Source organism: Micromonospora sp. NPDC002296, from assembly GCF_040296145.1.
Taxonomy (GTDB): domain Bacteria; phylum Actinomycetota; class Actinomycetes; order Mycobacteriales; family Micromonosporaceae; genus Micromonospora.
The window spans coordinates 126,448-148,244 of the sequence record NZ_JBEOWQ010000015.1 but is presented as its reverse complement, the minus strand read 5'-3'; the positions used below and the strand labels follow the sequence as shown (position 1 = coordinate 148,244).

Here is a 21,797-nt window from a genome sequence, read left to right as displayed (position 1 = left end):
CCGATGCCCGGCCGCACCCCGTGCGCGGCGTCCACCCCGAACGCGCGCAGCGTCGCGGCCAGCCGGGGCAGCAGCCGCGCGGCCAGCGCCTCGACGGCCTCCGGGGTGCCCCAGCCGGCGGGCGCGTACAGGTCCTTGAGGTACCCGCCGGGGTCGGAGACCAGTTCGACGAGCCGCTCCAGATGCAGCTCGTCGCGGTGGCGGGGCAGCCGGATCGGCGCGTCGCCGGCCGGCATCGGCGGGCTCGGCGGCAGCTCGACGCCGGGGGTGACCAGGCCGAGCAGGGTCAGCAGCGGCACCGTCCAGGGCGCCCGGCGCAGCAGGTAGGTCAGGATCAGGTGGTCGACCAGGTCGTCGACCAGCGCCTCGGGCAGGCCGTCCACCGGGGGCAGCTTCCCGCGCACCGTCGGCGGCAGCGTGCCGACCTGCCCGAACGCGGTGCCGGCCGCGGTGGCGATCTTCTTGAGGTCGGCCAGCGAGTCGGGCAGGCCGTCTGCGATCGCCGCGTCCAGCGTGTCGACCGCCGTCCCGACGGTGCCGACCCACGTCTCGAAGGTGTGCGCGTCGACCCCGCTGATCGCTTCCAGGTCCCAGCCCAGCGCCCGCATCAGCCGGGCCCGCCGCCACGGGTCGTACGAGCCGAGCACCGGCTCGGCCAGGGTGCGGAGTTCGCCCCAGAGCAGGGCGAGGACGTTCCGGTTCCGCTCGACGTCGTCGCTCATGCGTCCGGGTCTCCTTCACTGCGGTGGTGGTCGTCGTCGCGTCGGGTTCGGCGGGCGCTCATCCGGTCACCCGGAACAGTTCGCCGGTGTCCAGCCGCAGCGAGCCACGCCGCGGCGACAGCGTCCGGTCGGCGGCCGGCAGCGCGGCGACCGGGAGCTGGTAGTTGGTGCCGCTTGGCCACGTCGGCCAGGCCCGCACCGCGGCCAGCGCGGCGGGCAGCGCGGCGTCGGCCGTGGCGACCTGGCCGATCGCGGTGATCAGGGCGGTCTCGTGGGCGTCGGTCCAGCCGGTGGGCGGGCCGGTGAAGTCCGGCCCGAGGGTTCGGGCCACGGTCAGCACGGTGCGCAGCTCGGTGGCGGCGCGGGGCACGGTCCGCTGCTCGGGCGGCTCGCCGGCGGCCGGCGGCCCGAGTGCGACGAGGTGGTGGGCGCGGTACGCCTGCCAGCAGGCGAGCTGGGCCACCGCCCGTTCCGAGGTGAACAGGTCACCGACCCGGACCCGGCGGGGGTTACCGTCCGGGCCGGGCACGTCCGGCACCGTCACCGGGGCCGCGCCGGGCGGGTCCCACGCGGTGCTGAGCAGGTCGTGCAGGCCCTGGCGGGCGAAGCGCCAGATGCTGTGCCGGACTCCCCGCTGGGTTCGCAGGCCCGTCGTGAAGCGGTGCACCCAGTGCCAGCCGCGCAGTTCGAGCAGCTCGACGACGTTCTCGATCGGCCGGCCCGCGCCGCCGGTCTGGTCGCTCATCGCGGGTCGGGCCCGACTGACCCGCAGCTCGGGGTGGAGCAGGGCGCCGCCGTCGACGCCCCAGCCGGGCGTCGCGGACAGCCCGGCCAGCCCGCCCATGGCCTCGTACGCGTCGCGGTCGGTGGCGCGCAGCGCGGCCAGCCAGGCCCAGAGCTGGCCGGGTTCGGTGCGCCAGTCCGGCCGGGGCGGCAGGGTCACCGGCGTCGTGCGGGGCCCGTCCGCCGGCCAGCCGAACGGGCCGATCCGCAGCACCCCCGCGTCGGTGCCGTCCAGCGCGTCGAACCAGCCGCCGGCGGAGCCGGGCCGGGTGTTCTCGGCGACCGCCCGCAGCACCTTGAAGGTGGACAGCCGGCGGCGGGCCGGGTCGGCCGTCGCGGGGTCGGCGCTGCCTGCGGCGGCGACCAGCGCGGCCAGCGACGGCCCGCCGGTCGCCCCCTCCCCCGGCGGGATCAGCGCCTCGGGGAGCAGTTCGACCGCCGGCTCGACCAGCGGGCCGGCCCACTGCGGTGCGGCGGGCCGGCTGCTCCAGCCGCCCAGCGGGATCAGCTCGGGATGGTTGGCCGGCGCGGGCCCGGCGTCGGCCGGACGACCGGTCACCACCCGCGAGTAGAGCCGCTGGTCGGCCGGGTGGGCGGTGTCGGCGTGCCAGACGTTCCCGGCGGCGAGTTGTTGTGGGCTGCCGCCGGCGACCTGCCACGCCTCCACCACCACCGGGCAGCGCCAGCGCTTGTCCAGCCAGTGCCGGACGGCGAGCTGGGTGGCCAGGTCGGCCACCCCGCTGACCGGTCCGGGATAGCGCTCGGCCTCCGGCACGTCGACGGGCGTCAACCGGTCGGAGTACCGGGTAGCGGTCGCCCCGGCGGGTTCGTGGGCGACCCGGGCCGCGCGGGCGTGCGTCTGGAACTCGCGCACCGCCCAGTAGGTCGTCGAGTCGAACTCGCCGGGGTTGCGCGCCGGGCCGAACCCCAGCGTGGCCAGGTCGGCCTGCAACCGGGTCACCCAACGGTCGGTGACCAGGGCGGGCGGCCGGTCTGCGCCGTCGTAGTGCGCCTTGGCCCCGGAGCGGGCGTCGTGGTCGTCGGGGCGCAGCACGTAGCCGTACGGCGGGTCGGCCAGCAGCGAGCAGCCGTACGACAGGTCGATGGTGTATTTGGTCAGCGCGGCGGCCCGGTTCTCCGAGGGCAGGTGCCACCAGAGGCGCTGGGTGGCCGACTTGCCCTCGCCCGCCGGCCAGTCGAAGGTGATCTCGCCGAGGTTGTTGTGGCCGACGATCTCCTTGCCGTTGCCCCACTTGCCGAGGTACCCGTCGAGGTTGCGGGCGGCGGCCAGGTACTGCGCCAGCGCCTGGTCGCGGGGCAGCCCGGTCGGGTCGAGGACGCCTTCCGGTGCACCGTCCCGCCGGACCGTCGGGTCGGCCTCGTCGTGGTGGGCGAACTGCACCTGGATGCTCCACTCCGGCGGGCGGCTGAGCAGCTTCAGCCGGTCGTACTCGCTGACCGCGGGCCGGCCGGAGACCCACCAACCGGAGACGGCGTCGGCGGCCACGCTCACCTGGACCCCGGCCTGGAAGCGCCGGCCCTGCCGCTGCTCGTCCTCGTTGGCCCAGCCGACCAGGTCGATCCGGCCGAGGCTGTCCAGCAGCGGCACGTACCCGACGTCGTGCAGCACGCGGGTCAGGAACACCTCGTTGCGCAACGCGCTGGAGACGAAGCCGGCGATCACGCCCTCGGTGCGGTTGACCCCCTGGAAGGGGTGGGCCGGGTCGGGGCCGCAGGCGTACGGCAGCGTCGCGGAGTAGCGGATCCGCTCGGCCGAGCCGAAGTGGATGTCGCCGCCGAGCATGACGATCCGCCGACGCCGGACGCCGTCAGGGCCGGGCGGGGCGGCGGAGAGCAGCCGACCGAGGAACTTGTGGGTGGCCGCGTCGCTGGTGATCCACGCGTCCTCGGCGTCGGCCTCGTACCGGCCGGAGAGGGCCTTCATGGCGGGCTGGGCCACCTGTTCGAGCAGCGGCATGCCGAACACGGCGACCGGTTGCGCCAGCACGGTGACCGACTCGTCGTCCAGCACCCCGCCGCCGCTGATCATCTCGTTGAGCGGGTGGTCGGCGAGCAGCAGCCCGCCGGGGTGCTCGGCGCCGGCCGGGAACTCCCGCCAGGTGCGGGTGTCCAGGGCGACGAGCTGGTAGCGCGGCCAGGTGACCGTGAAGTGGTAGGTGAGCGCGCCGGCCGGGCGGACCGGCCGACCGTCGGTTCCGACCGCGGTGGGCAGACCGAGGCGTTCCCGCAGCCGCAGGTCGTCCACCGCCCCCGGGGCGGCCAGCCAGCCGCTCAGCGCGGCCAGCAGGTCCCGGCCCGGCTCGCCGGCCGCCCCCTGCTCGGCGAACCGGTCCGGCGTGTTTCCCCAGGCCTGGAAGACCGCGTACGCGGCCATCGCGTTGCGCACGACGCGCCGGCCCAGCTCCGAGGTGACCACCGCGCCGGTGACGAACTCCCGGGTCATGTTCCAGTCGTCGGTGACCTCGTGGTCGTCGGCGACCATGTACGTGGGCACGTTGGCCAGCAGCCGGCGCACGGCCACCAGCCCGCGCTGGAAGTTCATCAGCCGCAGGCTCTGCTCCCGCCACCGCAGGTAGCGGTGGATGATCTTCTGCTGCTGGCTGCTGGCGTCGTAGGCGCGACCGGTCAGCAGCCGGTCGTAGACGGTGTCGCCGGGCCCGCCGCTCTGCGGGTCGCGCAGGATCCGGGTGTCGGCCGGGAAGACGTTCTCGAACCTCGGGTACGTCGCCGGCCAGAGCTGGTCCGACCAGGTCAGCAGGTACATGCAGGCGTACTCGCGCAGCGACATCAGGTGGCTGTCGGCCTCGCCGGAGGTGAACTTCGCGTCCCGGGCCAGGGTCACCGCCCGGTTGCCGGGGGTGAACAGCCGGTCGGCGGGCGGGGTGGTGGAGCCGTCGGGGAGCAGCTCCGGCGGCAGGCCCAGGGCGGCCCCGATGCCGGGCAGCGCCGGTACGGCCGGCAGCCCGTCGCGGGCGGGAACCGCGTCGTGCCCGTGCACCATGGCCAGCAGGACGTCGGCGACGTCGTCGGCGTAGATCTGGTCTCCGCCGAGCACCAGTTGGTGCGGGCGGAGCTTCGGGTTCCCGCCGGCCGCCGCGATGATCGGGTCCAGCACGGCCAGCGCGTCGTGGCCCTCGCCGTGCGGCTTGCGGCACGACCCGTGGAAGATCCGCAGCTGCCCGGGGTCCGCCGGAGGCGTCACGAAGCTGGGGTACTCGGGCGCGCCCCCCTTGGTCAGCGGGTCACCGGCGTAGCTGAGCAGCGTTCGGGCGGCGGTCCTGTCGGCGGCCACCGCCCCCGGGGCCAGCAGGCTCGGCCAGGCGCCGGTGGAGCCCGGGAAGGACAGGTCGTAGCCGTAGAGCCGGCCCTGCCGGAGGCCGCCGACGGCCTGGACGGTGGCCACGTACAGGTTGCCGCCGAGCCGGACCGCGGCCCGGCTGCCCGTGGCCACCGTGGCGCCCGGGGCGAAGTCCGGGCCGGGGCCCACCTCGAACACGGTGAGGGCGACGGTGCAGGCGGACCGGACGGCGACGAAGACCGCCACGCTGCCCGGGTCGACCCGGCGCACGATCGGCCCACAGACAACGTGGGGTGGTCCGCCCGGAGCGTCCATCGTCGAGGTTCCTTTCGCAGTTCCACGAGCCGGATCCGGCCGTGTGGGTCGGTGCGCCGCGCGGACCGGCGGGGACTCTCACCCGTCCCTGCCGGCGACCGCTGATTCGCGGCACGGTGAACGCGCCACGGCCGCTGCGGTAGCGGCGCACGGCAGTCTTTCGGGGGGTCGCGCCCGTCCACCAGAGACGGGTGTCCCGGGTGGTCGGGACGCCCGCCGCTCGGCCGTACGGGCAGCGGACCCCCGGCCCGTTCGGGCGGCGGCGCCCCGGTGCAGAATGAGCGGCTGCCCCGGCCTGCCGGCTCCGGTGGCGGGGGTTGCGCCGGGTTGCGAGGCTTACGCCGTGTATGACTACGATCTGTTGGTGCTGGGCTCCGGGCCCAGCGGTCAGAAGGCCGCGATCGCCGCCGCCAAGCTCGGTAGGCGGGTCGCCGTCGTGGACCGCCGCGACATGATCGGTGGGGTGTGCATCAACACCGGCACCGTCCCCTCCAAGACGCTGCGCGAGGCCGTGCTCTACCTGAGCGGCATGAGCCAGCGGGACCTGTACGGCAGCAGCTACCGGGTCAAGGAGGACATCACGGTCAGCGACCTGGCCGCCCGGACCCAACATGTGATCAGCCGGCAGACCGACGTCATCCGCAACCAGTTGGCCCGCAACCGGGTCGCGCTGATCACCGGCACCGGGCGGTTCGCCGACCCGCACGCGATCTGGGTGGACGGCGGTTCCGGGCAGGAGTCCCGGATCACCTTCGACCGGGCCGTCATCGCCGCGGGCACCCGCCCGGCCCGCCCGGACAGCGTCGACTTCGACGACCGCACGATCGTCGACTCCGACGGCGTCATCAACCTCGAGGCCGTGCCCCGCAGCATGGTCGTGGTCGGCGCGGGCGTGATCGGCATGGAGTACGCGTCCATGTTCGCCGCGCTCGGCACCAGGGTGACCGTGGTGGAACGCCGCGACCGGATGCTCGAGTTCTGCGACGAGGAGGTCGTCGAGTCGCTCAAGTACCACCTGCGCGACCTGTCCGTGACGTTCCGCTTCGGCGAGGAGGTCGCCGCCGTGGAGAAGCACCAGACCGCGGCGCTGTGCGTCCTGAGGAGCGGCAAGAAGATCGTCGCGGACACCGTCATGTACTCGGCCGGACGGCAGGGCCAGACCGACGACCTGGCGCTGGAGGCGGCCGGGCTGGCCGCCGACCGGCGCGGCCGGATCACGGTCGACGCGAACTACCGCACCGCGGTGGACCACATCTACGCGGTCGGTGACGTGATCGGCTTCCCCGCGCTGGCGTCCACGTCGATGGAGCAGGGCCGGCTGGCCGCGCAGCACGCCTGCGGCGAGCCGGTGCGCGAGCTGAACGGGTTGCAGCCGATCGGCATCTACACGATTCCCGAGATCAGCTTCGTCGGGAAAACCGAGGAGCAGCTCACCGACAGCTCGACGCCGTTCGAGGTCGGCGTCGCGCGCTACCGCGAGCTGGCCCGCGGCCAGATCGTCGGCGACTCGTACGGCATGCTGAAACTGCTCGTCTCGCCGGACGACGGCCGCCTGCTCGGCGTGCACGTGTTCGGGACCGGGGCCACCGAGATCGTCCACATCGGGCAGGCGGTCATGGGCTGCGGCGGCACGGTCGACTACCTGGTCGACATGGTCTTCAACTACCCGACCCTGGCCGAGGCGTACAAGGTGGCCGCCCTGGACGCGTCCAACAAGATCCGCAACATCAGCAGGATCGACGGTTAGCAAAAAGTGTCCGACCATACGTCGGACTTATCGCACAAGGTTCACCATATGAAGGTCGGCGCATTGTTCGACGTCGAACGTTGACACCCCGAACCTCCCTGTGGCAGGTTGACGAATGGCACGGGGGCGCCCACCCTCTGAAACTTAATCTCGGCGTTTCGCCGTTTCGGGGTGTGGCACTCCTGGCCTCGTCCTACCCGTATCACGGATTACTGCCGGATCGCCGTCAGCTTCACCGACGATCCGAGAGCCGAGCGGAAGGGGGCCCAAAATGCGTTACCTCCACTGACACGTCGCGCTGCCGCGGCCGTCCGGCGGGTCCGGACGGCCGCGGCGCCATGTGCCCGCGAACAGCCCACCACCTCGGAAGGGACGTCTCCTGTGACGGACGAGGCCAGTGCTGCGGTGCGTGACCCGATCTACGATCCACTGGCCCCTTCCGTGATCGCGGACCCGTACCCGTTCTACCGAAAACTCCGGGAAACGAATACGGTCCACCGGCACGAGTTCCTGGATTCCTGGGTCGTCACGGGGTATGCGGAGTGCCGACAGGTGCTCGGCGACACCACGAACTTCGGCTCCGACTTCCGGCGGATCGGTGTCGAAATCCCGGACACCCAGTTGAGCGTGCAGTCACTCGATCCTCCCGAGCACGGCGCCATTCGGCACCTGCTCGTTTCGGCATTGCACGAGCAGCCGCTGACCACCGTGCGACAGCAGTTCACGACGATCGCCGCGCGGCAACTCTCCGAACTGTCCGGGCAGCCCGGGGCCGTCGACCTGGTGAGCCGGTTCGCGCGCCCCGTCGCGCTGCGGACGATCACCGCCTTCCTGGGCGTGCCGCCGCCCGACGGCGCCGAGTTCGAGCAGTGGTCCAACGCGATCGTGCGGAGCATGGACGCCGGCATCGAACCCGCCCGGGCGGAGCCGGGCAACCAGGCGCGGGCTGAGCTGAGCCGGCTCGTCACGCAGTGGATGGCCGACGCCGACGAGCGGGGATTCGTCGGGGCGGCCCGGCGCGCCGCACGGGCTCAGGACGTGCCGGCCGCCGTGCTGGCCAACTCGTTGCGCGCGGTGCTGCACGCCGGTTACGAGTCGGTCAGCCGGCTCCTGGGCGGCGTCCTCGCCCGGTTCGTCCGGCACCCGGAGCTGCTGGCCGGCCCGGCGACCCGGGACACCGACGAGGCCCTCGTCGACGAGCTGATCCGGTTGGACGGCCCGGTGCAGGCCGACGCGCGGGTCTGCGTACGCGACCACGCCGTCGGCGGGCAGACGGTGCGGCGGGGCGACGTGCTGGTGCTGTTCATCGCGGCGGCGAACCGCGACCCGGCGGTCTTCCCCGACCCCGACGCCGTGCGCCTGACCCGGCGCAGGGGCCTGCACCTGGCCTTCGGGCGGGGCGCGCACGCCTGCCTGGGCGCCGGCCTGGCGACCCTCCAACTGCGCGAGGTGCTGGGGGCGCTGCGCGCGGGCGGGCTGCGGCTCGCGCCGGCCGGCCCGGCGACGTACGAGCCCACGGCCACCCTGCGCGGGCTGGCCGGGCTTCCCGTATCGGTGCGCCCGTCGCACCGGGCTGACTGACCGTGCCCGACAACGACCGGAGGTGTCGTGCGTAGCGTGAGGGTGTACCACAGACTGGCCGGGCTGGTCGGCGCGTTGTTGCTGGCCGGCGTCGCCCTGCCCCCGGGCGGCGTCGCCCGGGCCGCGCCGGGGTCCCTGGCCGACCGGCTGGCCGCGACCGTCACCGGCGCCGGGGTCCACCGTCACCTGACGGCGCTCCAGCACATCGCCGACGCCAGCGGCGGCGACCGCGGCTACAACCGCGTCGGGTTCACCCGCTCGGCCCGGTACGTCAGCACCGTGCTGCGGGCCGCGGGGTACCAGGTCGTGGAGCAGACCGTCCCCTACACCGACTTCGACATCACCACCGAGCGGCTACGGGTCGACGGGGCCGGCGGCGGGGACGTGCCGGTGCTGATGACCCGGTTCACCCCGTCGACGCCGGCCGAGGGCATCGAGGCGCCCGTGGCGGCGCCGATCGACGGGCGCACCGGCTGCGACCCGGCCGACTACGCCGGCGTCGACGCCGCCGGAGCGATCGTGGTGCTCGCGCGGGCCGCCTGCGGCTACACCCGCCAGCAGCAGGTGGCCGCCGGCCTGGGCGCACGGGGGGTGCTGCTGTACTACGTCACCCCGTCCCCGGAGAACAGCTACCGCTTCCACGCCTTCACCCCGGAGGGGTTCACGATCCCGACCGCCTCGGTCGCCCAGCGGGACGGGGAGGCGCTGGCCCGCGCCGCGCGCGGCGACGGCGCCCGCGTGCACCTCACGCTGCGGGCCCGGGCCGTCGCCCGGACCACCGTGAACGTGCTCGCCGAGACCGCCGGTGGCGACCCGGACAACGTCGTGCTGCTCGGCGCCCACCTCGACAGCGTCCCCGAGGCACCCGGCATCAACGACAACGCGGCGATGGCCGCCACGGTCCTCCAGGTGGCCCTGGCGCTGGCCAACCGCCAGCACGCCGTGACCAACAAGGTGCGGTTCGCCTGGTGGGGCGCGGAGGAGATGATCAACGTCGGCTCCGGGCACTACGTGGCCGCCCTCTCCGGCGACGAGCGGCGGCGCGTCGCGGCCGTGCTCAACGGGGAGCTGATCGCCTCGCCCAACTACGGTCGCTTCGTCTGGGACCCGGGGGCCGGCGGCGGGCACGTGCTCGCCGACCTGTTCGCCGGGTACTTCGACCGTCGGGGGCTGCCCTACGAGCGGACCGGCCCGGAGTCCGTCGGGTCCGACCACCTGGCGTTCGAGGCCGTGGGCATCCCGACGGGCGGGATCGACGGCGGCAACCTACAGGTCAAGACGCCGACGCAGCAGGCCCGCTTCGGGGGCCTGGCCGGGCAGATGTTCGACCACTGCTACCACCAGCGCTGCGACCGGCTCGACACCCTCAACCGGGAGGCCCTGGACGCCAACGTTCCCGCCGTGGCGTGGGTACTCGGGCGGCTGGCCGACGATGTCCGGGACGTCCGGGCGGCGACCGTCCCGGCACCACCCCTGACCCGGGGCGCTCTCGACCATGTCGCGCACCCGGCGTGAGTCCTCCCGCTGATGACGCCGCACCGGCTCGGCGGTGACCCCTCCGAGTCTCGATTCGGTCGCTTCACCAGGGCCTACCACCGGTTACGGCGGTGGCCGATAGGGGCATCGTAGGGGTTCACCGGGTCCCGACCGAAGTGATCCACTTGCACCGCAAAACGATTGACGAGCGCGCGGCAGAACCTCAGAGAGCGGATCAGGCTCCCGAGGCGCCGGCATCCGATTCGCGATGGAGACAAGGACACCCCCACGCGTACGACTGCGCTGGCCTTGCCGCGTGGCCGGACGCGAATCCACCGGTCGAGCTGGACGGCCACCATTTGCTGGTCGTGTGGCAGGGCTTGATGGAGGAGGGGATGATGACGACCTCGGAGTCAGCCGTCGTCGTACGCACGCTGGGCAGGTTCCAGTTCCAGGCGGGTGGCCACGAGATCGACCGTTGGCGGGCCGGCAAGGCACGCGTGCTGTTGCAGTTCATGCTGCTCAACCGGGGGCGGGTCCTGTCGCGGGAGGCGCTGCACGAGGCGCTCTGGCCGGACGCTTCCTGGTCGAGCAACTCAAGCTCGTTGAAGGTGGCCGTGCACATGCTGCGCGCCGCGCTGGCCAGCCAGAACAAGCACGCGGTCGAGGTCGCCGGCGGGGCGGTCACGGGGACCGCGGGCCCGTCGCTGCGGTTGGTGACCCACCAACTCGGGTACGTCCTCGAGACCGAGGGCGTATGGGTGGACTTCGAGGTCTTCGACGACCTGATCGACCGGGCGCGCATGGCGGACGCCCGGGGTGACGGCGGGGAGGCCGCCCGGCTCTGTGCCGCGGCGATGGAGCTCTACCACGGTGACTTCCTCCCCGGGGTGCACCTCAACTGGGCCGAGGTGCACCGGATGTGGTTGCGCAGCAGGAGCCTGATCGCGCTGGAACGGTTGATCAGAGCCAACCTGGCGACCGGCGACTACCTCACCGTCATCGACCGCTGCCGGGAGATGCTCGAGATCGAGCCGTACCGGGAGGAGACCTACCGGATCCTGATCGCCGTACACGCTCACCTGGGGCACCTGTCCCAGGCCCACCGGTGGTACGAGATCTGCGCCACCCGGCTGCGCGAGGAACTCAAGATCGACCTGGGCGAGTCGACACATCGGCTCCACCAGCAGGCGATCCGCGGCGAACTCCTCGACGCCACGTTGGACATCTCGGCCATCGTGCGGGGCAAGATCCCGGTCGGCATCTGAGTCGTTCTCGGCGCTGACCGCCGTCGAGCACCCCGGCCGGTCACCGCTGGGCGAGTTTCCTGCGGTCGACCTTCCCGTTCGGGGTCAGGGGAATCTCGTCGAGCACGTCGATCTCCGCGGGGACCATGAAGGACGGCAGGTGCCGGGCGACGTGTTCACGTAGCTCGGCCGCCTGCGGCAGCCGCCCGGGAACGGCCGTGACGTAGCCGGCGAGGAGGCCGCCGCCCGGACCCGACCGGAGCACCACGGCGGCCTGGGAGACCATCCCGTGCGCCGTCAGCACCGCCTCCACCTCACCGATCTCGACCCGGTAGCCCTGCACCTTCACCTGCTCGTCGACCCGCCCGGCGTACACGAGCCGGCCGTCCGCCGTCCAACGCGCGAGGTCCCCGGTCCGGTACATCCGCTCGCCGGGAACGCCGAAGGGACACGGCACGAAACGCTCCGCGGTCAGCGCCGGCCGGCCGACGTACCCGCGGGCCACCCCCGCCCCGGCGACGTACAACTCGCCGACCGTCCCCGGCCCGACGGGGGCGAGTCGCTCGTCGAGCACGTGGATCCGCGTGTTGGCGATGGGACGGCCGAGCGGCACCGGGCCCCCGGGCAGATCGTCATCCGGCGCGATCCGGTACTCCATGCACCCGACCGTCGTCTCGGTCGGGCCGTACTCGTTGATGATGGTCGCGGTCGGATGCCGCCGGCGCCAGTCCGACAACGCGTCGCCGAGCAACTCCTCACCGCCGAGCACCAGTTCCCCGGCCGGGGAGAAGTCGGGGGGCAACGCCGCCAGCATCGGGACGAACCCCGGGGTGGCCTTGAGGAAGGTGCTGGGCGACCGGCGCAGGGCGGCCCGTGCCGCCGGACCGCCGCGGGTGCCCGTGACGTGGATCCGCCCGCCGGTGAGCAGGGGCGCGAACAGGGCCGTCACCGTGAGGTCGAAAGTGACCGGTGAGTGCAGGATCGTGGTGCCGGCGCAGGACGGGTAGGCCCGCGTCGCCCAGGTCAGGTAGTTGATCACCGACCGGTGGCAGACGACCACCCCCTTGGGCCGGCCCGACGATCCCGAGGTGTAGATGAGGTAGGCGGGATGCAACGGGGACAGCGCGCCGTTGCGCTCACCGTCGGTGATCGTGGTGGCATCCCGTCCGGCCAGTTCCGCCACGACCTCGGGCCGGTCCAGCACGACGACGGGTAGGCCGGCGGGTGGCAGGTCGGCGGCGAACGGGTCGAGGGTGAGCAGGACGGCCACCCGCGCGTCGTCGAGCATGAGTCGGATCCGGTGGTGCGGATAGCCAGGGTCGATCGGCAGGTAGGCCGCCCCCGACTTGAGCACGGCCAGCGCGGCGACCAGGAAGGACGCCGACCCGGGCAACGCGAGGGCGACCACGTCCTCGGGTCCGACGCCCATCCCGATCAGCTGGCGGGCGAGCCGGTTGGATCGCGCGTCCAGCTCCTGGTAGGTCAGCTCGTCGGGGCCGGCGACGAGCGCCACCGCGGTCGGTGTCCGGGCGGCCTGCGCGACGAGCAGCGCCGGCAGCGGCAGGTCCGGGAAGGCCTCATCCGTCGAGTTCCAGGCCGACGAGTGCGCCACCGTGGTCACGGTTGTCCTCCTGGGGTCTGGACCTCGAAGATGGATCGGCCGTTCGGCCGGGCCCTAGACGGGCGCGAGGCGGTCGGCGGCGCGCGGCGTCAACGGGACGGGCCGACGGCTGGCCAGGAACTCCGGTCGCGGATCGGCCACCTCGTCCAGCGCGTTGTGCACGCTGTTGTAGGTGGTGAGCACGATGGTCCGGTTGCGCGGCGACATGTTCGGCGCCGAGCCGTGCAGGATCTTGCTGTGGAAGATCAGGACTGAGCCGGCGGGTCCCTTGGGCGCGACGATGTCCCGGTCCCCGATCGCCTTGGCCAGCGTGTCGGCCCGCAACTGATACTTGAGCGATGAGGCCAGCGTGCTCGCCCACCCCTCCGCCCCGGCCTGGCGGCTGACCTCGCACAGCTCGCCGTGGTGCGAGCCGGGCACCAGCATCAACGGGCCGTTGAACTCGTCCACGTCATCGAGGAACAGCCCGAAGGTCAACGCCCGGGGTTCGGGCATCCCGTCCTCCTCGTGCCAGAAACGGAAGTCCTGGTGCCACTCCCAGACGTCCCCGATCAGCGCCAGCTTGGCGTTGATCTTGAACTGGTGCACGTAGACGTCGCCGTCGAGCAACTGCCGGGCCGGCTCGATCATCCGCGCCTGGCGCACCAGGGCGGCGAAGACCGGGTTCGACTCGTGCACGCCGTGCACCCCGCGAACCACCCCGCTGCCCGCCTCACGGATCAGCGCCGGCGAGTCGATCCCGAACACGGCGGGCAACTCGGCCCGCAGGAACGCGACCTCCTCGGCGGAGAAGTACGCCGGCAGGAACAGGAAGCCGTCGCGCCCGTACTCGTGGATCTGGTCGTCAGACAGTCTCACCGGAACCAGCCTTCTCCCCTCGACCCACCGCATCCGCGCCGGCAGGGTCGACGCGATCCGGCGCAGCCCCCACCTCGTCGTCGTCCTCGTCGTCGTCCAACGCGTCGAGCGACTCCAGGTACAGTTCCCGGACCTTGGCCAGCTCCGCCTCGTCGAGGAAACGGGAAAACGAACTCGGCATGACTACCACCTCCGTGGGCAAGCTAGCCGGTGGCGGTTATCCCGAGGTTATGGGCAGCGCCCGGGTCCCCGACGCGGCGTGGGCGCCCCGGGAGCAGGCAGCCACCGGCGCTCACGCCACGTCGCAGGCGCCCACCAGGTCGGCGAACTCCGCCGCCAGCGCGGCGACCGCACCGGGCTGCCAACGGTCGGCGGGCACCAGCAGCTCCGGGGCGCGCGACAACCCGGCCGGGATGCTGAGCGCGAGGTCGTGACGGGTACGCAGTCCCACCCGTGGCAACGGTTCGATCTCCAGCCCGGCGAGACGATGGCTTCCCATCGGGGCGTTGAACTCCTCCAGCGAGAGGTTGGTCAGCGGGTCCCCGTCCCCGGGCGGCACCCCCAGCCCCCGGGCGACCTCCCGGTACGGCACCTCCAGGTGGCGCAGCGCCTCCAGCGTCGCGGTCCGGCCGGCGACGGCCGCCTCCCGGGCCGGCTGCGCGGGATCGACCCGCACCCGCACCGGCACCACCTCGATCAGGCAACCCATCAGTGCCGCCGCCCGGGGATCGGCGCGGTGCGCCACCGGCGCGGCCACGACGACCTCGCCGGTTCCGGTGCCACGCGCCACCAGCAGCGCGAACAGTCCCGCCAGCGCCATGTACGGGGTGACGTTCAACCGCCGGCACGCCGCCCGGAACTCCTGACGCTGCGCCTCGGACACCGGCACCGGCACCGGCACCGCGCGGCGGCCGGTCGGGCCCGCGGTCAGCCCCGGCGGGGACCAGCGGCGGGGTGAGTCGGCGAGCCGGGCAGTTGCCTGGCGTACCCGGTCGGGCTGCTGGGCCTCCTGCTCCCGCCGGAGCTTGTCGACGATCCACTCGCGATAGCGCAGCCCCGGCTCGGGCAGGGCCGGCCGGACCCGCTGCGTCCGGGCCAGGTAGCAGGCGAGCAGGGTACGCAGGAACACCCCGTGCGACCAGCCGTCGGTGACGAGATGGTGGGTCACCACGATCAGGATGTGCTCCGCCGGGCCGGTACGCACCAGGCGCACGCGCCACAACGGCCCGGCCGCCAGATCGAACGGCTCGGTGCTGTCCAGGCCGACCAGCCGCTCGACCGGCGTGTCGGGGTTGCCGGCCGTCCGGTAGGACCAGTCGACCCGGTCGACGTCGAAGACCTGCGTCGGGACCCCGTCCTCGGTGGTCTCGATCCGGCACCGCAGCGCCTCGTGGTGCCGTTGCACATCCGTCAACGCCGCCCGCAGCGCGTCGGCGTCCAAGTCGCCGGCCAGCCGCGACACGGCGGTGTCGTGGTAGCCGGACTCCCCCGGATCGACCAGCTCCGCGAGCCAGATGCCCTGCTGGGTCGCGGTCAGCGGCACCGCCGACGACGGGCCGGACCCCGCCGGGCGCACGGGGACGGTCGGACCGGTCCTGGACACAGCCACTCACCTCGATGTCGGTTCGGCCGGCGCCTGGGCGACCAGCGACGATGGGTGCAACCAACGGGGCGAACCGGCTCGCCGCGCCGTCGACCGGCGGCGGCCACCGATTCGAAAGGCGACACCATACCCCGCGCCGGGGTGACCCCGGATGTGCTCCACCTCCGACGGTTTCCACCGGCGATCCCGGCATAACCGGGAGATAACCCGCGTCTCCTACCCTGCGCGTAAGCCCGTCAGCGGCACGCCTGTTCGGATGCGGGTCGACCGGAGGTGGCTGTCATGACGGAGCGGTTCTTCAGGCCGGGTGAGCCGGGTGTCGCGGAGACGCTGAAGCGCGAAGGCGTCGTCTTCATCGACCGGTTCTTCGACGCCGACCAGGTCGAACGGACCCGGGCGGCGCTGGAGCGGTACGAGCGGGAGGTGCTGCCGACCGTCCCGCCGGCCGCGAACGAGTGGTTCGCCGACGGCACCCTGCGCTGCATGCGCGAGCTGCACGAGTACGAGCCCTGGTTCCTGGAACTGGCGAACAGCCCGCTCTTCCTCGACCTGGTGCGGCAGGCGGTGGACTGGGAGCCGGTCGTGTTCTACCTGGAGTCGTTCCCCAAGCCGCCGGGCGCCGGCGCGCTCCCCGCGCACCAGGAGCTGTTCACCTCGCCGGTCGATCCGCCCGACTTCATCCACATGTGGATCGCGCTGGAGGACGTGACCGCCGTCAACGGCGGCCTGGCCTTCTACCGCCGCAGCCACCGGCTCGGCCTGGCCCCGCACAGCCAGCAGGCCCCGGACACCGTGGGAGGACAGTTCTACGGCGTCGAGCCGGAGGTGCTGGAGCGGTTGAGCCGCTTCCGCGTCGAGCCGGACTACCCGGCCGGCTCGGCTGCCCTCTTCGACTGCCGGACGATCCATCTCAGCGGCGCCAACCTCAGCGGACGCCCTCGGCCGGTGCTGGTGATCGGGTTCCGGGGCGCGCACACCAGCGTGTTGAGCGAGACCGAGCTGACCACCAGCATCATGGCCCGGTACCTGCGGGAGGAGCTGGGCATCAACCGGCAGCCGGGCGACGAGAACCTGGCCGAACTGGGCGGCGACGAGGCGAACGCCCTGCGGGTGCGGGAGCGGATCCGGGGCGAGTACGACGTCGAGCTGACGGTGCCGGAGGTCAGCGGCCTGCCGCCGGCCGCGCTCGCGGCCCGGATCGTCGAGCTGCTCGAACAACGCCGGCCCGCGTCCCGATGACGGTGGACGCGAGGCCGGCGCCGGCGGACGCGACGCCGACCGCCGGCACGCTGGCCGAGCTGTTCCGCGAGGAGATCGGCGCGGCGGCGTGCGAGCCGGACGACTCGTTCTTCCGGCTCGGCGGTTCCTCGCTCGACGCCATGCGGGTCGTGTCCCGGTTGCAGCAGCGGTACCGCATCCCGGTCACCCTCGCCGACCTGTTCACCCACACCAGCGCACGCACCCTCGCGGAGCGGCTGGCCGCCCTGGCCACGGTCGCCGAGCCGACCCGACGACGGTCGATCAGTGTGACCGCCCGCCGCCGCCGGGTGGGCAGCCCGTTGTCGTTCAGCCAGCGGCTCTTCTACGACATCGACCGGTCCGCCGGCGGGATGAGCTTCTTCAACGGCGTCGACCTGTTCCGCCTCACCGGTGACCTGGACCCGGACGCCCTGGTCGGCGCGATCGGCGACGTGGTCGCGCGACAGTGGGCACTGCGCACGGTCGTCGAGGAGGTTGCCGGCCAGCCGGTGCAGCGCGTGGTCGACCGGCCGGCCCGGATCCGGACGGTGGACCTACGCGCCGCTGGTCCGGCGAAGCTGCGCAGGCTGATCCGACGCGAACACGTCGACGGCTTCGACCTGCGGACCGAGACACCGGCCAGGTTCACCCTGGTCCGGACCGCCGAGGACACCTGGCAGCTGATCTCCTGCATCCACCACATCGCGTACGACGGCCTGTCCCGGGGAATCCTCCTCGACGAGTTGACCCAGGCGTACTCGGCGCGCCTGGGTGCGGGAGGCGCACGCGAGGCGTTGGCGGTCCAGTACCTCGACTTCGCCGAGTGGCAGGCCGACACGCTCACCGGCGCGCGGCTCGCCGAGCACCTGAGCGGACTGGCCGAGATCCTCAACCGGCCCGCGCCACGGTTGACCGGCCGCAACATCCCCGTCCAGGGCCATGTCGTGCGGACCGGCCACTTCGAGATCCCGCAGCCCACCGCGACCGGGCTGGCAGCCGCCGCGGCGACCAGCGGGGTGAGCTTCTTCTCGGTCCTCGCGGCGGGTCTGGCCAGGTTCGCCGCGCGGCACACCGGCGAGCGGCGACAGGTCTTCGCCATGCAGGTGGCCAACCGGGGTTGGCCGGGCAGCGACGCGATCGTCGGGTGCTTCTCCAATCTGCTGCCGGTCGCGGTGGAGGTGGATCCGGCCGCTTCCACGGCCGACCAGATCGCCGCCGTGCACCAGGCCGCCGGGCGAGCCCTGCGCCACGAGGAGATGCCGTTCGAGCAGGCCGTCAGGCTCCTCGCCGCGGACGGCCGGGATCTCGCCGCGCTGGGTCACCTGCCGACCCTCGGCCTCGCGTTCCAACCCGACCCCCGTGCCGTACGCGAACTGCCCGGCGGCCGGCTCTGCGTCGAGCCGTCGTTGGAGGTGGGCGACCAGGTGGACCTCACCTCCTTCGGGCTCGTCCTGGAACTGTGGTCCGACGACGGGCTACGCGGCGTGACCCGGCACCTGGTGGACTCCTGGCCGGACGACTCGTTCGCCACCGCCGGCCGTGGCCTCGGTGCCGCCTTCGCGGAACTCGCCGGCCCGGACGCCGAGGCCGGACACGACCGGGGTGTCCTCGCCTCATGACCGCGACCACCACCTCGACAGCGCCCCGGAGACGAACGCCACCGGTGGTCCTGCTGATGACGGAGGCGCTGCGCACCGACCGCGCCGGGTCGGTGGCGCTGCTGGGCACGCTCGCCTGCTTCGCGGGCCTGCCCGCCGGCCTCGCGGTCGCCTCCGGGATGCTGGTCGGCAGCCTCGACCGGCTGCACGCGCAGGGCTGGCCGGCGGCGAGTCGGCACGTCCTGCTGGCGGCGGCCGGACTCGGTCTGGTCTTCCTGTCGCAGCTGGTGCTGCCGATGATCGCCCGGGCCGTCGCGGAACGGGTGGGGCGGGCGTTGGACCGGGCGGTCTCCGGCCGGGTCGTCGCCGCGCTGGCGGCCCCCGCCGGCCTGGACCGGCTGGAGAACCCGACCACCCGTGAGCTGCTCGCCGCCACCCGGGGCGGGCTGATCGCCACCAACCTGCGCGACGCCGTCGCCGGCGTGGTCAACATCGGTCTGGCCCGGGCCGCGGCGACCCTCTCCGCCCTCGTGCTGCTCGGCTACCGCTGGTGGGTGGCGGTCGGCCTGCTCGCCGCGTACGCCTACGCCATGGTCGTCGTGTCGAGGCTGTACCAGCGCCAGCTCGTCTCGGCCGACGGCACCCCGGCCGGCCTGGCCCGGGCCCTGTACCTGAAGTCGCTGGTGACCACCCCGCCCGCGGTCAAGGAGGTCCGGGTCTTCGGCCTGGCCGACTGGCTGCTCGCCGGCTACCAGGGTGAATGGGCCCGCGCGCTGCGTCAGGTACGCACCGAGCGGTCCGGCGTCGTCCGGGTGAGCGTGCTGAGCACGCTGTCCGTGGCGGTCGGGCAGGCACTGGTCTTCGTGCCCCTCGCCGTCGACCTGACCAACGGGGCGCTGACTCCCGGCCGGTTCACCGCGTTCGCCGTCGCCGCCGTCGGCTGCGGCGGGTTCCTGGTCGCCACCCCCGACCTGCTGCACATCGCGGTCGGTGGCGAGACGGTGCGGGCCGTCCGCGAGTTGGAGCGATCGAACCTCCCGGCCGGCCCGGCCGGCCGGCGTCAGCCGATCCCCCGCAACGGCTCCATCGTCTTCGAGGGCGTCGGCTTCCGCTACCCGCACTCCACGGACTGGGTGCTGCGCGGTCTCGACCTCACCATCGAGGCCGGCGCCTCGACGGCCATCGTCGGGGTGAACGGTGCCGGGAAGACCACCCTGGTCAAGCTGCTGTGCGGTTTCCACCAGCCGACCGAGGGCCGCGTCCTGGTCGGCGGCGTCGACCTGCGCGACCTCGACCCGGTCCAGTGGCAGCGGCACTGTGCCGCGCTGTTCCAGGACTGGATCCGCTGGAGCCTGCCGCTGCGGGACAACATCCTGCTCGGCGCGCCCGACCATCCGGCCCAGCAGCACGACCTCGACCAGGTGGCCAAGGCCAGCGGCCTGGACGAGGTGATCGCCGAGCTGCCCGCGGGCTGGTCGACCGTGCTGAGCCGGGAGTTCGACGGCGTCGACCTCTCCGGTGGACAGTGGCAACGGGTCGGGTTGGCCCGGGCGCTGTGGGCCACCCACTGCGGTGCCGGCCTGCTGTTGCTGGACGAACCGACCTCGGCACTCGACGTGCGGGGCGAGACCGAGCTCTACGACCTGCTGCTGGCCGCCGCGCCCGGCCGGACGGTGGTGCTGGTCTCCCACCGGTTCTCCACGGTGCGGCCCGCCGACCAGATCGTCGTACTCGCCCACGGACGGGTGGTGGAGCGCGGCGACCACCGAGCCCTGATGGCGCTCGGCGGCGAGTACGCCTCGATGTTCACGGTGCAGGCTCAGCGATTCCACGAGGAGGGCCGGACGTGACGAGACCGACCGGGACCCGGCGGCGCGGTGCCCTCGTCGCCGCGATCAGCCTGTCCCTGCGCGCCGACCGCCGGGCCACCCTGCTGACGCTGCTGATGTTCGGTCTACGCCCCACCCTGGTCACCCTGCTGATGTACCTGGTGAAGCTGATCATCGACGGTTCGGTGGTCGGGGACACCACCACGGTGACCGCCGCCGTCGTCGCGCTGGTGCTGACCGCCGCGCTCTGGTCGGGGACGATCGCCTCCGCCATCGAGCTGTCGGTCCGGATGATCGAGGCGACCGCGGCGTCGGTGGACCGTCGGATGATGACGCTGGTCAGCCACCTGCCCGGGGTGGCCCACCTCGAGGACCCGAAGGTGCTCGACAACCTGGAGATCCTGGACCAGGAACGGGTCTTCCTCTCGGAAGGGACCGACGCGCTCTCCCTGGTGCTCGGCGCGAGCGTGCGGGCCCTCGTCACCGCGGTACTGCTGTCCCTGGTGGACCCGTGGATGCTGGTGATCGCCGTGCTGGCCGTGCCCGCCCTGTTGACCTCCCGTTGGGGCCAGCGGCGGCGGATCGCCGCGGTCGAGGCGGGGGCCGGCGCGGCCCGGCAGGGCCGGCACCTGTACGCCGTGGGCACCACGCCGGCGGCCGGCAAGGAACTGCGCTTGTTCGGGGTGGTGCCCGAGCTGCGCCGCCGGCTGGCCGCAGCGGTCGGGGCGGCCGACCGCCGGGTGGTCCGGGCGATGGCCGGCAACCTGCTCCTCACCACCCTCGGCGCGCTGGTCTTCGCCGCCGGCTACGTCGGCGGCCTGGTGCTCGTGATGTGGCGCTACATCGACGGGTCGGTGTCGCTCGGTGATGTCGTGCTGACCCTCGGCCTGGTCACCTCGATCAGCATGCAGGTCAACGAGCTGGTGCAGTCGCTGGGCTTCCTCCAGCAGACCGTCGCCTCCTCCCGCCGGCTGTTGTGGCTGGAGAACTACGTGGACGAGGCGGTGCGGGCGCTACCGGCCAGCGGTCCGGCCGCACCCCGCAACCTCACCTCGGGCATCACGCTGAGCCGGGTCGGCTTCCGCTATCCCGGCGCCGACGGCTGGGCCCTGCGTCAGGTGGACCTGCACATCCCGGCGGGTGCCACCGTGGCGGTGGTCGGCGGCAACGGTGCCGGCAAGTCGACCCTGATCAAGCTGCTGGCCGGGCTGTACGCGCCGACCGAGGGCCGGATCACGGTGGACGGCACGGATCTCGCCGCAATCCCGGACGGACAGTGGTACGCCCAGGTGAGCGCGTGTTTCCAGGACTTCTCCCGGCTGGAGTTCAGCGCGGGGGTGAGCGTGGGGCTCGGTGACCTCACCCGCGTCGACGACGAGTCAGCGGTGTCCGAGGCGGTACGCCGGGGGGCCGCGACCGAGGTGGTGGACGGGCTGTCGCACGGCCTGTCGACCAGGCTGGGGCGTTCCTTCGAGGACGGCGTCGACCTGTCCGGCGGGCAGTGGCAGCGGCTGGCATTGGCGCGGGCCAGCATGCGCCCCGCGCCGTGCCTGCTCGTCCTGGACGAGCCGACCGCCTCGATCGACCCGATCGCGGAGGAGGCGGTCCTGCGCCGGTACCTCGACGCCGCCCGCCGGGCCGCCGAGCAGGCCAACGGCGTCACCCTGTTCGCGTCGCACCGCCTCTCCACCGCCCGGACGGCCGATCTCGTCGTGGTGGTGGACGGCGGCTCGATCGTCGAGGTCGGCCGCCACGAGACGTTGCTGGCGCGACCCGGCGGCCGCTACGCCGACATGTACCGCAGGCAGCACCGCGCCTACGCCTGAGCCGAGCGACGACGGCGCGTGCGAGCCACGGTG

14 protein-coding genes are annotated in these 21,797 nt (G+C 73.1%); 8 read left to right on the top strand and 6 right to left on the bottom strand.

Annotation, left to right across the window (positions count from 1 at the left end; translation table 11 throughout):
- Both ABT023_RS14955 and ABT023_RS14950 read right to left on the bottom strand, forming a co-directional pair.
- The coding region (locus ABT023_RS14955) for a hypothetical protein (RefSeq protein ID WP_350885590.1) at positions 1-722 on the bottom strand (722 nt) is incomplete at its 3' end.
- A 58-nt stretch (positions 723-780) separates the two neighbouring features.
- Entirely contained in the window at positions 781-5,139 is a 4,359-nt protein-coding gene (locus tag ABT023_RS14950) for a peptidoglycan-binding protein (RefSeq protein ID WP_350885588.1), read from the bottom strand.
- A gap of 343 nt (positions 5,140-5,482) precedes the next feature.
- Between ABT023_RS14950 and sthA the strand changes: the two genes are divergently transcribed.
- The 4 genes from sthA to ABT023_RS14930 all read left to right on the top strand — a co-directional run bounded on the left by sthA (position 5,483) and on the right by ABT023_RS14930 (position 11,211).
- Entirely contained in the window at positions 5,483-6,886 is a 1,404-nt protein-coding gene (gene sthA / locus ABT023_RS14945; protein ID WP_350885586.1) for a Si-specific NAD(P)(+) transhydrogenase, read from the top strand.
- 381 nt (positions 6,887-7,267) lie between these two features.
- On the top strand, positions 7,268-8,467 hold the full coding sequence (locus ABT023_RS14940) for a cytochrome P450 (RefSeq protein WP_350885584.1): 1,200 nt from the start codon (positions 7,268-7,270) through the stop codon (positions 8,465-8,467).
- A 42-nt stretch (positions 8,468-8,509) separates the two neighbouring features.
- Positions 8,510-9,982, top strand: coding sequence for a M28 family peptidase (locus ABT023_RS14935; protein ID WP_350885582.1), 1,473 nt, complete (start codon positions 8,510-8,512; stop codon positions 9,980-9,982).
- 359 nt (positions 9,983-10,341) lie between these two features.
- Entirely contained in the window at positions 10,342-11,211 is an 870-nt protein-coding gene (locus tag ABT023_RS14930; RefSeq protein WP_350885580.1) for an AfsR/SARP family transcriptional regulator, read from the top strand.
- Positions 11,212-11,251: 40 nt separating this feature from the next.
- Here the strand turns inward: ABT023_RS14930 and ABT023_RS14925 are convergent, their stop codons facing one another.
- From ABT023_RS14925 to ABT023_RS14910, 4 genes are all read right to left on the bottom strand, one after another.
- Positions 11,252-12,811: a non-ribosomal peptide synthetase gene (locus ABT023_RS14925; protein ID WP_350885578.1), complete on the bottom strand. Its 1,560-nt coding sequence runs from the start codon at positions 12,809-12,811 to the stop codon at positions 11,252-11,254.
- Between the two features lie 54 nt (positions 12,812-12,865).
- Positions 12,866-13,669, bottom strand: coding sequence for a phytanoyl-CoA dioxygenase family protein (locus tag ABT023_RS14920; protein WP_350885576.1), 804 nt, complete (start codon positions 13,667-13,669; stop codon positions 12,866-12,868).
- Complete coding sequence (locus ABT023_RS14915) at positions 13,656-13,850, bottom strand: hypothetical protein (protein WP_350885574.1); 195 nt, start codon at positions 13,848-13,850, stop codon at positions 13,656-13,658. The genes ABT023_RS14920 and ABT023_RS14915 overlap by 14 nt, the downstream gene beginning before the upstream one ends.
- Before the next feature lie 111 nt (positions 13,851-13,961).
- A complete protein-coding gene (locus ABT023_RS14910) occupies positions 13,962-15,272 on the bottom strand; it encodes a condensation domain-containing protein (protein ID WP_350885572.1) in 1,311 nt (436 codons plus the stop codon).
- Between the two features lie 282 nt (positions 15,273-15,554).
- Here ABT023_RS14910 and ABT023_RS14905 point away from each other — a divergent pair, with 282 nt between their 5' ends.
- The 4 genes from ABT023_RS14905 to ABT023_RS14890 are packed head-to-tail and all read left to right on the top strand — an operon-like array spanning position 15,555 to position 21,764.
- Entirely contained in the window at positions 15,555-16,511 is a 957-nt protein-coding gene (locus tag ABT023_RS14905; RefSeq protein ID WP_350885570.1) for a phytanoyl-CoA dioxygenase family protein, read from the top strand.
- Positions 16,512-16,513: 2 nt separating this feature from the next.
- Positions 16,514-18,130, top strand: coding sequence for a condensation domain-containing protein (locus tag ABT023_RS14900; RefSeq protein ID WP_350885568.1), 1,617 nt, complete (start codon positions 16,514-16,516; stop codon positions 18,128-18,130).
- Complete coding sequence (locus ABT023_RS14895; protein WP_350885567.1) at positions 18,127-19,959, top strand: ABC transporter ATP-binding protein; 1,833 nt, start codon at positions 18,127-18,129, stop codon at positions 19,957-19,959. Before ABT023_RS14900 ends, ABT023_RS14895 begins: the two co-directional genes overlap by 4 nt.
- Positions 19,956-21,764 carry an ABC transporter ATP-binding protein gene (locus tag ABT023_RS14890; protein WP_350885565.1) on the top strand — a complete coding sequence of 603 codons (1,809 nt, stop codon included), beginning with the start codon at positions 19,956-19,958 and terminating at the stop codon, positions 21,762-21,764. Before ABT023_RS14895 ends, ABT023_RS14890 begins: the two co-directional genes overlap by 4 nt.
- The last annotated feature ends 33 nt before the right edge of the window (positions 21,765-21,797 follow it).